16 protein-coding genes are annotated in these 14557 nt (G+C 68.2%); 10 read left to right on the plus strand and 6 right to left on the minus strand.

Features of this window, described 5'->3' with window-relative positions:
• The first annotated feature begins 39 nt into the window (after positions 1-39).
• Together VFV67_RS03290 and VFV67_RS03295 are read left to right on the plus strand one after the other, a co-directional pair.
• Positions 40-1470: an extracellular solute-binding protein gene (locus VFV67_RS03290; RefSeq protein WP_326467074.1), complete on the plus strand. Its 1431-nt coding sequence runs from the start codon at positions 40-42 to the stop codon at positions 1468-1470.
• Positions 1467-3476: an ABC transporter permease subunit gene (locus VFV67_RS03295; RefSeq protein ID WP_326467076.1), complete on the plus strand. Its 2010-nt coding sequence runs from the start codon at positions 1467-1469 to the stop codon at positions 3474-3476. Before VFV67_RS03290 ends, VFV67_RS03295 begins: the two co-directional genes overlap by 4 nt.
• Positions 3477-3529: 53 nt before the next feature.
• Here VFV67_RS03295 and VFV67_RS03300 read toward each other — a convergent pair whose 3' ends face one another.
• Both VFV67_RS03300 and VFV67_RS03305 read right to left on the minus strand, forming a co-directional pair.
• On the minus strand, positions 3530-4357 hold the full coding sequence (locus VFV67_RS03300; protein ID WP_326467078.1) for an SDR family NAD(P)-dependent oxidoreductase: 828 nt from the start codon (positions 4355-4357) through the stop codon (positions 3530-3532).
• The gene (locus VFV67_RS03305; protein ID WP_326467080.1) at positions 4354-4560 is read right to left on the minus strand and encodes an SRPBCC domain-containing protein; all 207 of its coding nucleotides are present in this window, start codon (positions 4558-4560) and stop codon (positions 4354-4356) included. Before VFV67_RS03305 ends, VFV67_RS03300 begins: the two co-directional genes overlap by 4 nt.
• Before the next feature lie 82 nt (positions 4561-4642).
• Between VFV67_RS03305 and VFV67_RS03310 the strand changes: the two genes are divergently transcribed.
• Together VFV67_RS03310 and VFV67_RS03315 are read left to right on the plus strand one after the other, a co-directional pair.
• A complete protein-coding gene (locus VFV67_RS03310; protein WP_326467081.1) occupies positions 4643-5224 on the plus strand; it encodes a TetR/AcrR family transcriptional regulator in 582 nt (193 codons plus the stop codon).
• Between the two features lie 894 nt (positions 5225-6118).
• Entirely contained in the window at positions 6119-6685 is a 567-nt protein-coding gene (locus VFV67_RS03315) for a dihydrofolate reductase family protein (RefSeq protein WP_326467127.1), read from the plus strand.
• Positions 6686-6727: 42 nt separating this feature from the next.
• On the opposite strand, the gene VFV67_RS03320 is transcribed toward VFV67_RS03315, so the two are convergent.
• Complete coding sequence (locus VFV67_RS03320) at positions 6728-7735, minus strand: RNA polymerase subunit sigma-70 (protein WP_326467082.1); 1008 nt, start codon at positions 7733-7735, stop codon at positions 6728-6730.
• 203 nt (positions 7736-7938) lie between these two features.
• Here VFV67_RS03320 and VFV67_RS03325 point away from each other — a divergent pair, with 203 nt between their 5' ends.
• The 5 genes from VFV67_RS03325 to VFV67_RS03345 all read left to right on the plus strand — a co-directional run bounded on the left by VFV67_RS03325 (position 7939) and on the right by VFV67_RS03345 (position 11042).
• On the plus strand, positions 7939-8346 hold the full coding sequence (locus VFV67_RS03325; RefSeq protein WP_326467084.1) for a metalloregulator ArsR/SmtB family transcription factor: 408 nt from the start codon (positions 7939-7941) through the stop codon (positions 8344-8346).
• A 1-nt stretch (position 8347) separates the two neighbouring features.
• The gene (locus VFV67_RS03330) at positions 8348-8998 is read left to right on the plus strand and encodes an SRPBCC domain-containing protein (RefSeq protein ID WP_326467085.1); all 651 of its coding nucleotides are present in this window, start codon (positions 8348-8350) and stop codon (positions 8996-8998) included.
• Between the two features lie 75 nt (positions 8999-9073).
• Positions 9074-9292, plus strand: coding sequence for a hypothetical protein (locus VFV67_RS03335; protein WP_326467086.1), 219 nt, complete (start codon positions 9074-9076; stop codon positions 9290-9292).
• A gap of 164 nt (positions 9293-9456) precedes the next feature.
• Positions 9457-10710, plus strand: coding sequence for an acyl-CoA dehydrogenase family protein (locus tag VFV67_RS03340; protein ID WP_326467087.1), 1254 nt, complete (start codon positions 9457-9459; stop codon positions 10708-10710).
• A 41-nt stretch (positions 10711-10751) separates the two neighbouring features.
• Positions 10752-11042 (plus strand): hypothetical protein, encoded by a 291-nt coding sequence (locus tag VFV67_RS03345; RefSeq protein WP_414636160.1) that lies wholly within the window; start codon positions 10752-10754, stop codon positions 11040-11042.
• Positions 11043-11064: 22 nt separating this feature from the next.
• On the opposite strand, the gene VFV67_RS03350 is transcribed toward VFV67_RS03345, so the two are convergent.
• Complete coding sequence (locus tag VFV67_RS03350) at positions 11065-11601, minus strand: DinB family protein (protein ID WP_326467089.1); 537 nt, start codon at positions 11599-11601, stop codon at positions 11065-11067.
• Between the two features lie 192 nt (positions 11602-11793).
• Between VFV67_RS03350 and VFV67_RS03355 the strand changes: the two genes are divergently transcribed.
• Positions 11794-12765 carry an aldo/keto reductase gene (locus VFV67_RS03355; RefSeq protein ID WP_326467090.1) on the plus strand — a complete coding sequence of 324 codons (972 nt, stop codon included), beginning with the start codon at positions 11794-11796 and terminating at the stop codon, positions 12763-12765.
• 125 nt (positions 12766-12890) lie between these two features.
• Here the strand turns inward: VFV67_RS03355 and VFV67_RS03360 are convergent, their stop codons facing one another.
• On the minus strand, positions 12891-13676 hold the full coding sequence (locus VFV67_RS03360) for an endonuclease/exonuclease/phosphatase family protein (RefSeq protein ID WP_326467091.1): 786 nt from the start codon (positions 13674-13676) through the stop codon (positions 12891-12893).
• A gap of 75 nt (positions 13677-13751) precedes the next feature.
• A complete protein-coding gene (locus VFV67_RS03365; RefSeq protein WP_326467092.1) occupies positions 13752-14528 on the minus strand; it encodes a hypothetical protein in 777 nt (258 codons plus the stop codon).
• Between the last annotated feature and the right edge of the window lie 29 nt (positions 14529-14557).

Consider the following 14557-nt stretch of genomic DNA (forward strand, 5'->3'; position numbering starts at 1 on the left):
GGGCCCCGGCGGTGAGGGAGATGAAGGAGGCGAATGGTCATGAAGGAACGCCCGGTGTGGTCCCGGCGCGACTTCCTGGGGATGGGGGCGGGGGTGCTCGGCGCGGCCGGCCTGGCCGCGTGCGGGGGCACGTCCGCCTCGCCCACCAGCGTGCAACCGGATGTTCCCAAGGAACTGCTCGACGCCGCGGCGTCGATGAAGGGCACCTCGATGGGGCTGCTGTCGCAGAAGCTGTACTCGACAGCGGCCAACGATCAGCTCGACGGATCGATCAAGAAGTTCGCCGACGCCACCGGGACGAAGATCGAGAACAGCCTGGTCCAGGCCGACGCCGGTGACGTGGTGGCCAAGATCGACGCCGAGGTCAAGGGCGGGGTGGCGCGCGACCTGGCGTTCATGACCGACTCCCGGTTCGTCGCGCAGTTCCAGGCGCTGGGCGACCTGGAGGACGTGACGGACGTCGTCAAGGCGCTGACCGGCAAGTACGGCGAGCCCTGTGCGGAGGCGAAGAACTTCTGTGTCTTCGACGGCAAGTGGTTCGCGATCCCGTACCACTTCATCGGGATCGGGTCGTTCCTGCGCAAGGACTGGATGCAAGACAAGGGAATCACCCCCAAGGAGATCTACACCTGGGAGGAACTGCGGGACCTGTGCCTGGAGATCTCCGACCCGTCCAAGCGCCGGTTCGGCTGGGGCATGACCGTGAACCGGTCCGGTGACGCCAACGGCATGATCGAGGCACTGATCAACGCCTACGGCGGGTCGGTCGCCTCCAACGACGGCAGGAAGGTCACGTTCGACTCCCCCGAGACGGTCCAGGCCGTGACCTTCCTGGCCGACATCTACACCAACCCCAAGTACAAGCCGATGCTGCCGCCCGGGGTGGCCGCCTGGACCGACTCCAGCAACAACGAGAACTGGCTCGCCGGGATCCTCGGCTACACCCGCAACCAGTTCAGCGTCTACGCCGACTCCAAGACCAAGAACAACCCGGTCTACGCCAACACGCACCCGTTCAACGGCGCCACCGGACCGGCGATCGACCAGCCCCTCGCGTTCGGCCAGTCCAACTCGTTCGTCGTGTTCAAGGGAGCCAAGAACCCCGACCTCGCCAAGCTGGTGGCGAAGTACATGGTCAGCGGGAGCGCACTGCTCGGTGTCGCGAAGGGAGCACCGTGCCTGGTCAACCCCGCGTGGGACAAGGTATGGGACTCCGACCCGTACTACACCAGCGGTGACCCGGCCTTCGCCGCGCTGCGGGAGCAGACCCGCGCGCGGCTCCCGTTGACCACCAAGACCGGCTACGCGTTCCCCCAGGCCCCCAGCCCCGGCGAGCAAGCCGCCACCGCCGCCTATCTGCTGACCGACATGATGCAGTCGGTCATCCAGGGCACCCGGCCGGCCGAGGCCGTTGCCTCGACCCACGCCCGGATCGTCCAGGTCTTCGAACAGCAGGGCTACAAGCAGTGACCGTCCTGCGTCAGCGGCCGGCGCCGGCCCGTCCGGCGCCGAGCGCGTCGTCCTCGCTCACCACATCGCAGCGGCTGCTCGGGCGCGACTGGCGCCTCGCTGCGGTGTTCATCGGGCCGACGCTGTTGCTGGTCGCAGGTCTGATCCTGGTCCCGATCGTCAGCTCGATCTTCACCAGCGCCACGGAGCGCCACGGTGCCGAGACGGTCTTCGTCGGGCTGGACAACTACACCGCCCTCATTGACGACGCGGTTTTCCACAAGGGCGTGCTCAACTCGTTCGTCTTCACCGCGTACGCCGAGATCTTCAAAGTGACCCTCGGTCTCATCGCGGCGTTGATGCTGCACCACATGCGCCGCGGCCGGGCGATCATCGCAGGGGTGATCCTGCTGCCGTGGGTGGTGCCGACGGTCGTCACGGCCTTCACCTGGCGGTCCTTGTTCGACCCGATCTTCGGCAGCGTCAACGTCCTGCTCACCGACTCCGGGATCGGGCCCGGCCTCGCCGCGATCGGGCTCGTCGACAGGTGGCCCGCGGAGTGGCTGTCCGATCCCGCGCTCGCGATGCCGGCGGTCATCCTGGTCAACGTCTGGAAGGGCATCCCGTTCTTCACGGTGACGTTCCTCGCCGGGCTCAAGGCCATCGACAGCGGTCTTTACGAGTCGGCGATGGTGGACGGCGCCTCGGCGTGGCAGCGCTTCGTGCACATCACGCTGCCGGGGCTGCGCAACATCATGATCGTGACGGTGCTGCTGTCGTCGATCTGGACGTTCAACAACTTCGACCTGATCTGGCTGATGACCCAGGGCGGACCGGGGGACGCCACCGCCCCGTATGTGATGGTGGCCTACTCGAAGGCCATCCAGCAGTTGCAGCTGGGCGCGGGCGCCGCGGTCACGTTGGTGATGCTGCCGATCATCGCCATCCTCGTGGTGATCCTGGTGCGGATGATGCGACGCAGCGACCTGCCGGGCGCAGGCGACACAGGGCGCAGGCGGCTGACTCCCGCTCAGCGCCGAGCACTGCCGTGGGTGATCGTCGTGGCCTCGACGCTCATCCTGGTCTGGGCGTCGCCGCAGATCGTGTGGAAGGCCGCGCTCGTGCTGGGCGTGTTCGTGGTGCTCGCGGCCGCCGTCGGTTGGGTCGTTTCCGCGCTCGCCGCGCGGGGCAACCGGCTGGCCGCACGCCTGGTCGGCGGCGCCGGCACGGGGGTCGCGCTGGTGGGTCTGCTGGGCTTCGTGCTGGTTCCGCTCTACTGGATGACGGTCACGGCCTTCAAGTCCGACAACCAGATCGTCGCGCGCACCGACGACCTGTGGCCGACCCCGTGGAGCACCGAGCAGTTCACCAACCTGTTCACGGGAAAGGCGTTCGGCACCTGGTACGTCAACACGATCCTGGTGTCGGTGGCGTCCACCGTGATCGCCCTGATCTGTGCGGCGCTGGCCGGCTACGCGCTGGCGCGGCTGAGGTTCCGGGGTTCGCAGAGCTTCACGGTGACGATCCTGCTCACCTACGTGATGCCGGGCGCGCTGCTGTTCATCCCGCTGTATCAGCTGATGAGCGGGATCGGGCTCAACGACTCGTTGTGGTCGCTCGTGCTCGCCTACCCCACGTTCACCCTGCCGTTCGCGACGTGGCTGCTCGTTGGCTACTTCAAGACGATCCCGGCCGATCTCGAGGAGGCTGCGCTGGTCGACGGCTGCACCCGGTTCGGGTCGTTCGTCCGGATCGTGCTGCCGCTGGCCAAGCCCGGCCTGCTCGCGGTCGCACTGTTCACGCTCACCAACGCCTGGAACGAGTTCCTGTTCGCCTTCGTGTTCATCACCAACGACGACTACAAGACACTGCCCGTCGGCATGCAATCGATGATCTTCGGCGACGTCGTACCGCAGGGCCAACTGGCCGCGGCCTCGCTGCTGATCAGCATCCCGGTCGTGCTCATGTACGGGTTCGGGCAACGATTCCTGACCGAAGGCCTCACCGCAGGGGCCGTGAAGGGATGAGCGTGCACCGCGGTCATCGGGTTGACCGTCCCACCTGGACGGTCTGACTTCACCTAGGGGTGGGCCTCGGTGCGCGGGTCGGTGTCTCGGGTGGCGAGGTTGGTGGCGGCTTGGCCGAGCATGCGGCCGTTGAGCCGGATGGAGATTCGGCGTGGGGTGAGCCGGGTGAGCAGACGCAGGCGCCGGTCGGGCACGATCATGGGGTGTCCGGTGTGGAGGGCGTGGATGGTCTGTCGGACGGCGGTGGCCGCGGGAAGGGGTCGGATCGGGAGGCTGGTTCGGTCCAGGCCGAACCGGTCGATGATCGGGGTGTCGACGTTGCCGGGGAGCATGACGATGACCTTCACTCCGGCCGGCTTCAGTTCATGGTGCAGCGCCTCGCCGAGGTTGAGGACGTAGGATTTCGCGGCGCTTTCGTGGGCCATGTTGGGCAGCCCGTGCATCGCACCGAGGGCGGAGACCAGGACCATGGCGCCGCGGCCGCGTTGGACGAACCGGCGGCCGAAGCCGTGGGCCAGGTCCAGGTGGGTGGTGGTGTTGAGGATGAGGCGTTGGTGCAGGTCGGGTAGGTCCTGGTCGAGGAACCGGCCGGGGTTTCCGTTGCCGGCGTTGGAGATCAGCAGTCCCACGTCGAGGTCCTGGCAGACCGTGAGGAGTTCCGCCGCGCCGTCGGCGTGGCTGAGGTCGACGGTGACGACGCGGTGCTCGATGGAGTGGACCCGGGTGAGGTCCCGGCCCAGTGCGGTGAGCCGGTCGGTGGAGCGTGCGGCCAGCACCAGGTTGAGTCCACCAACCGCGCAGTGTTCAGCGAAAGCGCGGCCGATGCCGGAGGAGGCTCCGGTGATGACGGCCCAGGATCCGTAGGTGGACAGGGCGCTCATCGCTCGGCCGCCTCGGCGGTCTTCGGTGCGGTGTCGAGTTGGTCGTGGACGACGGTGAGCAGAGTGACCCCATCCGCATCGGGCTCGATCAGCCAGCTGACCCGGCTGGACGGCTCGGCCGCCAGGCCGGGATCGTACCGGCCGCGGTAGCTGATCACGAGTCGGTGCGGTGGATCCAGGACGGTGTCATCGGAACTGCTCATCGAATTCCTCACGAGTTAGTTAGATGACTGACTAACTCGACCGTAGCAGTCTTGACCCCGGGCGGGCTAGGGTCTGAGTGAGATGACTGACTCACGCACCGCGCGCGGCGGCAAGCGGGAGCGGCTGGTCGCCGGCGCGGCCGAGTTGCTGCACCGCCAGGGTGTCGCCGCGACCACGCTCGCCGACGTCGCGCACGCGGCCGATGTTCCCGTGGGAAATATCTATTACTACTTCAAGACCAAGGACGACCTGGTCCGGGCCGTGATCGAAGCCCAGGTCGGCCAGGTCGATGCCATGCTCGGCGCCTTGGCGGAGCTTTCCGGGCCGGCGGAGCGGCTCACGGCGCTGGTGCGCCGGTGGGAGCAGATGCGCGACCTGGTCGCCCGCTACGGCTGCCCGTTCGGCACGCTGACCGCCGAGCTCGACCGGCGCGACGACGGCCTGGACATCGAGGCGGCCCGACCAATCCGGCGCATCCTCGAGTGGATGGAGATCCAGCTGCAGAACCTGGGCCATCGTGACGCGCGCGAGCTCGCGACCGCCCTGTTCGCCGGCGTCCAGGGAGGCGCGCTGCTGACCAGCGCGCTGCGCGACCCCGAACTCATGTCTGGCCAAGTGCGGCACCTCGAACGGTGGATTGACACCCTCGCCGCACCGCCATGATCACCCAGGCCGAGTGGCGGTGGCCTTCGAATGGGCCAGGCCGCGGATACCCCACGCCCGCGGCCGGGCCGGCACAAGCGGACGCCAGCTAACAAACGTCGAAGGTCGCGAAATTGTACCCCAGCTGGTGCCAATCGCCGGAAATGCTCATCCAATAGATGTTATCAGCGCCGCGCTGGAACGGATATCCCTATCTCCAATGCCTTCATATCTATAATTGCCACCGCCTTCCGGTTGAAGGAATGCGTTGGCCGCGCCGAAGGCGGGCCCCGTTTCCTGCAATGCCATCGTTCGGAAGGTCGTGGGCGACCGCATTGGCGCCCGACGGGAACCTCAGCGCCGGCGCCGGACCCCGGGTTGACACCACGGTCCTGTCGACAATCCACGGCCCGCGCGGCATCGACGACGCCGTCGATGTCCGCGCCGACAACAACCCGACGCTCTCCGGAGCGAGATGGCGGAACGGCCATACACGCTTATGGGACATTTCGAACGTCGAACAGCCGCGAGAACTTCCGTCCTCGGCATAAACGCGCTCAACGTCGTATTCAGCGACGATGGCCGAAAGCTCGCCGTGGTGGAGTTCGACAGCGCCCACACCTCGAGCAGAGTGAGCGTGTGGGACATCAAAACGCAGGCCAGGGCACTGCCACGACAGTGGCCCTGACGCCACGACCCGGGCGATGGCCCACGCCCTGGCGAAGGTCGACAACCGCCGTGGCCGTGGTGCTCTTCGAGGGCATCAGCGACCAGATCGCACTGGAAACGGCCGCCGTGGGCCGCGGCCGGCAGCCCGAAGCGCAGCCGCACCGGCGGACGCAGCACGCGCACAGATTAGGTTTTCGTGCCGCGCCCGTCTGTACGTATGAGATCGACTCACGGGAGGCTGGCATGATGCGGAAACTGATCTTCGGCATGAACGTGGCCCTGGACGGCTACATCGCCGCGACCGGCGACGACATCGGCTGGGGCGGGCCGCCGAGCGACGAGCTGTTCGGGTGGTGGCTCGACCATGAGCGGGCAAGCGGCTTGACGCTGTACGGGCGCAAGCTGTGGGAGACGATGAGCTCCTACTGGCCGACCGGCGACCAGCAGCCCAACGCGACCCCGGCGCAGATCGAGTTCGCACGGAACTGGCGGGACACGCCGAAGGTGGTGTTCTCCTCGACGATCGACAAGGTCGACTGGAACACCCGCCTGGTCACCGGCGACGCGGTCGCCGAGATCACCCGGCTCAAGGCCGAGGACGGCGGCCCGATGACCATCGGCGGCGCGACGCTCGCCGGGGCTGCCATGCGGGCCGGGCTGATCGACGAGTACGCCCTGGCCACCTACCCGGTCCTGGTGGGCGGCGGCACGCCGTTCTTCACGGCGCTGGACAGCTGGGTGAACCTGAACCTCGTGGAGACGCGGACGTTTCCCGGCGGCGTGGTGCTGACGCGATACGAGACGAGGCGATGAGCAACGGGCCACATGCTCGGCTCGTGCGGCCAGGTCAGGTGATCACAGTGTCGGGGGCAGGTCCAGCCATGGTTTGTCGGTGGCATCGAATCCGGTGAGCTCGGCGATCTTCCCGTCGACGATGTGCAGGACCGCGATGGCGAACAGCCGGTACTGCGGGTCGTCGGGGGTGCGGAGGTACAGCACGGCGGCAGGCATGCGGTTGACCATCGTGGCGATACAGCGCCAGTCGTCGTGGCCGCGCTGGAAGAGCCCACCGGAGACCCAGCCGTCCACCGCATCCTTGGCCGTCATGATCAAGGTGCCCGGCTCGGGCAGCATCGCGAAGCGCAGGTCGTCGCGCAGCAGGGACATCAGCCCGTCGAGGTCGTTGCGCTCATGGGCGTCGATGTAGGACTTCACCACGCCGCGCTCGTCATTGGACAGCTCGTGGGTGGCGGGGCTGCGCCAGTCGAGGCGGCGGTCGGGCAGCTGCTCGCGCATCGTCACGCGCGCCCGCTGCAGTGCGCTGGTCACCGATGCGACGGTCAGCTCGAGGGCATCGGCGGCCTTGGACGCCGGCCAGCCCAGGACGTCGCGCAGGATGAACACCGCCCGCTGCCGCGGCGGCAGGTGCTGGACGGCGACGATGAACGCCAGCTCGATCGTCTCCCGCGCCACCACCGATTCCTGCGGGTCCTCGGGGAGCATCCGGTCGGGGTAGGGCTGCAGGTACAGCAGCTCGGAGCCGGAGTCCGACAGTTCGGACGGTACGGGTGTGCGGTCCTTGCGCTTGTCCAGGAAGTCGAGGCAGACGTTCGTCGCGATCCGGTACAGCCAGGTCCGCAGCGCAGCGTGGCCCTTGAACGACTCCCGCTTGTTCCACGCTCGCAGCAACGTCTCCTGCGTCATGTCCTGGGCGTCCTCGTAGTTCGCGAGCATCCGGTAGCAGTGCACCTGCAGCTCACGCCGGTGGCGCTCCGTGATGAGCGCGAACCGCGCCGTATCGCCTGAGCGGACCGCCGCGATGAACGTGGCCTCGTCGGCGCCCAGCGGTCTAGCGTCGGTCATGGTCATCAATCCTTCCACCGGTGCCAGAGGGCTACCAGAACTGACGACGTGGCGGAGGATTTCTGATCGGCCAAGCCGCTGACCCCGAGCCGTTCGTCAGGACGGAGGGGTCGGGTCGATCCAGGGGAGGTGTTCCGGGTCCCGACACGCCGCCGAATTACAGTGTTGACTTATATAAGTCGAAGCCGGTACATTCGCTCGTCGTGCACGCGTTTGACGTTCTTGGCGACCCTGTGCGCCGGCGCATTCTGGAACTGCTGGCCGACGGTGAGCAGACCTCCGGGGCGGTCACGGACGTCATCCGGGCCCAGTTCGGCATCTCCCAGCCCGCTGTCTCCCAACATCTGCGCGTGCTACGCGACAGCGGGTTCGCGTCGGTGCGGGCCGAGGGCACCCACCGGTTCTACACAGTTGAGCCCGCGCCGTTGCGCGAGGTCGATGCGTGGCTGGACCGGTTCCGCTGGTTTTGGGAACAACGCCTCGACGCCCTCGGCACCGAGCTGGCCCGGGGCAGGCGCGCACGCCGGACCCGGGCCAGTGGAGCGCTCGCCAAGCCGGCCGGGTTCCGCACCGATCCGGGCAGGACCGATCCACCTACCGAGAGGACATGACATGAAGGACGTACTGGACGAGTTGGCCGCCGTGCAGCGGGTGATGGGCACGGGCAGCGTGCCGGCCGGCGAGGCGTACACAGTGGAGCTCCGGCGCCGGTACGACGCGGAGGTCGAGGACGTCTGGGACGCCATCACCAGCCCCGAGCGGCTGCGCCGCTGGTTGAAACCGGCCACCGGGGATCTCCGGCTGGGCGGGAAGTTCGACTTGGAGGGTATGGGGCACGGCGAGATCCTCCGGTGCGAACCGCCGCGGCTGCTGAAGGTGTCCTGGCTCTTCGGCCCGGACGCCGATGCCTGGGAGGGCACGAGCGAGGTCGAGGTGCGCCTGGCCCCGGGCCCGACCGGCGACACCGAGTTCGAGCTGATCCACGCGTCGGTCGTCGACCCGCACTACTTCCCGACCTACGGCCCCGGCGCCGGCGGCGTCGGCTGGGACCTGGGTCTGCTCGCCCTGGCCCGGCTCCTGGCCGACGACGAGATCGAGAACCTGGCCGAGTTCGACAAGTCGCCCGAGGGGCGCGAGTTCAGCCGGCGCAGCGCCGCGGCCTGGGGCCAGGCTCATCTCGCCGCCGGCGGCGACCCGGAACAGGTCGCGGCCGCGGTCGAGGCCACGACGAAGTTCTACGTACCGGACTTGGGCTCGAGGTGATGTTCTGTGAATCCGCTAGCGACGGAAAGGGACGGAGAGTCCCTGGTTGCTGGTGATCACGGTTGAGGCGTTGCGGTGCCGCTCGACGATCAACTCGTCGAAGTCGTCGTCGTGCGGCAACCGGTTGGACCGGGCCAAAGCGAGCCGTTCGGGAAGCATGTCGAGGAGCTGGGCGAGCTTGAGCCGCGCATGAGCGCCTGGCGCCATGCACCTGCATCCCCGCGATATTCCGGCGTCATCGCACGCATCGAGGTCCCGGAATTGTTCTCCAGCAAGAAATTCGACCTCATATAAGGACACGGTGCTCGACCCGAGCTTGTCCTGCGGGCTGCGGACCCGAGCCGGATGCACCACGAACCCGCGGACTCACGGAACGAGTCATTCAACCTGGGATCGGTCGCATACGCGACCTCAACGATGCGCTACCCGCGGTCATCCGCGCCGATATTCTGATCAGCGTGACCGATGATGTCGCCGGCTTCCTGGCCGACCTGGACGGGTTCATCACTGCGGAAATCGTTCCACTACAGGACATGGACGACAACGCCCGGTTCTTCGACCATCGCCGGGAGTGGGCCAGGACCGACTTCGAGGCCGGTGGGGTGCCGCGTGCGGAGTGGCGGGCACTGCTCGCCCAGGCGCGGCTGCTGGCCGATCGAGCCGGCTTCCTGCGTTACGCGTTGCCTGTGGAACTGGGCGGACGCGACGGTTCGAACCTGGCCATGACGATCATCCGGGAACACCTCGCCGCCAAAGGACTCGGCCTGCACAACGACCTGCAGGACGAGTCGTCCGTCGTCGGCAACTTCCCGGTCGTCGCGCTGCTGCACCGGTTCGGCACGCCGGAGCAGCGCGCCGAACACATCGAGGACGCGATCACCGGCCGCCGGCCCATCGCGTTCGCGCTCAGCGAGCCCGACCACGGCAGCGACGCCACCTGGATGCAGACGAGCGCGATCCGCTCCGGCGACGACTGGGTGATCAACGGCGCCAAACGCTGGAACACCGGACTGCCTGGCGCCACTCATGATCTCGTGTTCGCCCGAACGTCCGGCTCGCCCGGCGACGCCATGGGCATCACGGCGTTCCTGGTGCCGACCGATGCTCCCGGCTTCGAGGTGCCGTTCGTGTGGTGGACGTTCAACATGCCTTCCGACCACGCGGAGGTCCGACTGACCGACGTACGGGTACCGCGCTCCGCGGTCGTGGGCGAGGTGGACTGCGGTATCGACCTGGCCCAGCACTTCGTCCACGAGAATCGCATCCGCCAGGCCGCCGCCAGCCTCGGTGCCGGCGCGTACTGCGTGGCCGAGGCGGTGCGCTACGCCCGCGAGCGCGTCACCTTCGGCCAGCCGCTGGCCACCCGCCAGGCCATCCAATGGCCGCTCGCCGAGCTGCACACCGAGGCCGCCATGCTGCGTGCGCTGATCCGCGACACAGCCGCCCATCTCGACGAGCAGCCGGATGGCCTCAGCGGGACCACGGAGCTCTCGGCCGAAGTCTCCATGTGCAACTACCGCGCCAACCGGTTCGTGTGTGAGGCCGCGGACCGCGCGATGCAGGTGCACGGCGGACTCGGCTACAGCCGGCACAAACCGTTCGAGCACATCTACCGCCACCACCGCCGCTACCGGATCACCGAGGGCAGCGAGGAAATCCAGCTACGCCGCGTCGCCCAGCACCTGTTCGGGTTCACCCGCAGCGCACGTTGAGCAAGTGCCGCGATCCGCACTGTCGAATACCGTGATGCGTCGTGCCGCGCCGTAACCGAGCCAACCGCGCCGAGCCCCGGTCCACGGCCGGCGGGGTGAGCGCGCGCCGGCTGGAGTCCGCGGCCGACGGCGAGTGGATCGTGCAGCGGGTACCGGGGGAGTGGGCGAGCAAGGTGTACCGGTGCCCGGGCTGTGACCACGAGATCCGGCCCGGAGTGGCGCATCTGGTGGTGTGGCCGGCCACCGAGACCGGAACGGTCGAGGACCGGCGGCACTGGCACCAGGGCTGCTGGTCCGCCCGCGACCGCCGCTACCCGACCTCGCGGCGGTAACCGGCGGCGAGCACCGCCCGTTTCACGGGTTCCAGCCGCACACGACCAGGTATCCGTCGACGGTGGTGATCCGGTCGGAGGTGGGGTCGTCCGGGAGTGGGTGGCCGAGGTCGCGGTTGCGTACCTCGCCGATCCAGCGGTCGTGTTGGTATTCGTGGTTGATCAGTGCGGTGAGCAGCGCTTGCGCGACGATGGTGAGCTGTGCGGGGGCGCCTACCGTGCCGGCGCCGATGGCGTTCATCCTGGCGTGGACGCGCTCGGCGACGGTGGACCGGAAATCGGCTATGCGCCGGGGATCCGGCAGGGGCAGCCGGTGTGCTTCGGGGTTGGCGGAGTCCATGACGCCGTCCAGGTCCGGTGCCGGGCTGGGTTCGGCGGCGGTCAGGTTGCGGATCATGAAGTGCGCGACGTGGGCCTGGTGTCCGAGGTGCCAGCCGATGGGGCTGAAGTCCTGCCGGGGACGCCAGTGCAGTTCCTCGGTGGACAGGTCGCGCCAGAGTTCGTCGGTGTAGGTGCGGGCGCGGTCGTATTCGGTCAGCAGTTCGGCGATCTCGAGCATGTCGTCCTTCCCACACTTGGCTTCTACCTCAATGTCCAAGGCTCACCGAGCTTCGGCTATCTACCGATAGGCTGACTGATCCGCGTCAAGACTCGGAAGCCCGGGGTGGGCGGCAAGCGGCGGATGTCGTGCCGTCGTGCGTGGCGCGCTGGGTTGACCTGGAGCGCGGTCCAGCCGGCAGACTGTTCGGCTATGCGGAAGTTGGGGCGCAGTGGTGTCGAGGTGAGCGCGATCGGGTTGGGGGCGTGGGCGATCGGCGGCCCGTTCAGTGCCGGTGGCCGGGAGGCGGGGTGGGGCGAGGTCGATGACGGCGAGTCGATCGCCGCGGTGCGTCAGGCGCTCGACCTGGGTGTCACGCTGATCGACACGGCGGACACCTACGGCGCGGGACACAGTGAGCGGGTGCTGGGGCGGGCGCTGGCCGGTCGCCGCGACGAGGTGGTGATCGCCACGAAGTTCGGCAACACCTTCGACGAGGCGAGCCGTGCGCGGATCGGAACGGACACCTCCGCCGGCTACATCCGCGCGGCCTGCCGGGCGTCGCTGGATCGGCTCGGCACCGAGGGGATCGACCTGTACCAGTTGCATTGTGACGCCGAGCCGGAGCAGGTCGACGACATCCTGGCCACCCTGGAGTCCCTTGTGGACGATGGGTTGATCCGCGGGTACGGGTGGAGCACCGACGATCCGGCCAAGGCCGCCGCGTTCGCCGCCGGCCCGCACTGCACGGCCACCCAGCACGTGCTCAACGTGTTCGAGGACGCCCCGGACATGCTCGCCGTCTGCGCGGAGCACGATCTGGCCAGCATCAACCGGGCTCCGCTGGCGATGGGCCTGCTCGGCGGAAGGTACGACCGGAACTCCCAACTGGCGGCCCGCGATGTGCGGGGCACGGACGGGCAGACCTGGGTGGCCTACTTCCGCGACGGCCGCCCGTCGCCGGAGTTTCTGCGCCGCCTCGACGCCATCCGGGACATCCTGACCAGTGCCGGTCGCACCCTCGCCCAGGGCGCGCTTGGCTGGATCCTGGCCCGCAGCCCGCGCACGGTCCCGATCCCCGGCATCCGCACCCCGGCCCAGGCCAAGGACAACGCCGGCGCACTGACCGCCGGGCCCTTGACACCGACCCAACTCGCCGAGATCGACCGACTACTCCAGCTCTGACGCCACCCGGGCAGCAGCGCCGGCGCGGACGTCGGTGGCGCGCTGCCGCCGGCCATCGTCGCCTTCGCGTTGGGCGCCCGGCTGATCCGCACCGCACGTCTCCGGCGGGGCCGGCGGCGACGGCGCTACACGCTGACGGCGAGTGGATAGTGGTAGGCGTCGCTCTTGAAGGTCAGCACGGCGGCGAGGATCTCGACCGACGGCTGGCTGGTGAGGATGTGGTCCAGGCCGGCGGAGACCGGAGCACCGGTCGGGCTCGTGATGTTGACGAACCAGTCGTCCCAGTTCTTGAACGGCGGGGCCAGCCCGGCGAACAGGTTGTTCAGCGGGCCGCCGTAGTTGAAGTCGCCGAGGACAACGGTGAGGTTGGGTTGCCCGTTGGCGTTGCCGAGCAGTGCGTTGAGGGCGGCGATCGCCGAGGCCACCTGCGGTGCGCCGGTGTTGGCATGCCAGTTCATCACCGTGACGACACCGCCGACGGCCAGGTTGAGCTGCAGGCGCACCGGAGGGCGCAGGTAGTTGCCGATCAGGTCGACGAAGGCGTTCGGCTGGTAGTAGCCGAAGGCGCCGTTGCCCGCGAACGTGGCGTTCCGGTAGAAGATCAGATAACCGTCGGCGGTGACGGAACTGTTGGGGTTGTTGGGATTGTTCTCACTCCAGGCCTGCCGCAGTGAGTAGAACGCCGCCCAGCCTGCGGCGCCCGCGTTGAGCGCCAGCACGACCGGTGACGCCGGGCCGGGCGTCCCGAAAGGCCCGATCGCGCCGTCGAGGATGGTCTGTGGGCATTCCTGCAGGCAGATGACGTCGACGTTGTTCAGCATGCCGACGGTGACGATCTGGACGATCCGCTGGACCGGGGTGACCCCGCCGATGGTCCCGTGGTAGACGTTCCAGCTCAGGTAGTTGGGCATGATCGATCCCTCCTCGGTTTCGTGCCACGGACCCGCGCCGGGCGCCGGACACCCGGCGCGGGTTCGCGCGACGGCTCAGCCGGCCCTGCCGTTGGCGGCGACCAGCGATCCGGTGGCGACCTGCGACCCGGTGGCGACCTCGGTGGCCGGCGGCAGACCGGTCCGCGGTTGCTGGCTCAGGTCCGTGCTGGTCTCGATCAGCAGCGGGACGAGGTTCTGGGACGGGGCGATCTGCCGCCCCCAGGCCCCGCCGCCCCACGACCAGCCCGCGTTGATGTCGTAGCCGACCGTGCGGCTGTCCGTGCCGGTCAGATCGATGAGCACGCCGGGGCTGTAGGCCTGGTAGATGACCGTGCCGGTGTTGACCGGGGTCGTGGAGAAGGTCAGCAGGATCCGCTCGACCGGAGCGATGACGTCGAGGTTGTTGCCGAACAGGGGAAACGCGCACATCGGTGTGACCCCGCCGTCGGGCTGCATCTCCGAGACGCCGCAGGTGAACTCGGTGCTCGTCTGATTGAGGATCGACACCGCGCCCGGGTTGCCGGCCAGCACCACCGAGCCGGTGCCGCTCTTGTCCGTCACCTCGAGGGTCTGCCCGAGGTCGATGTCATACGAGTTGGTCGCCCTGATCAGCCCACCGGGGACGATCTTGCTCCTGGAGGTGTACGCGCGGAACCTCTGTGTCCAGTTGAGTTCGGTCGTCTCGCCGTAGGCGGTGGTTTGGAACCACACCAGCGGCGCACCGGGCAGGGTGGTCCGCACGGCCTTGAAGCCGTACAGCACGAAGTTGTTCTGGGACAGGTTGTTGACGGTCTCCTTCGACATGAGGACCGAGACGGTGTAGTTGGCCATGATCGCTCCTTCGAGGGTGTCGCCACAGG

The organism is Actinophytocola sp., assembly GCF_035762905.1.
GTDB lineage: Bacteria > Actinomycetota > Actinomycetes > Mycobacteriales > Pseudonocardiaceae > DASYTH01.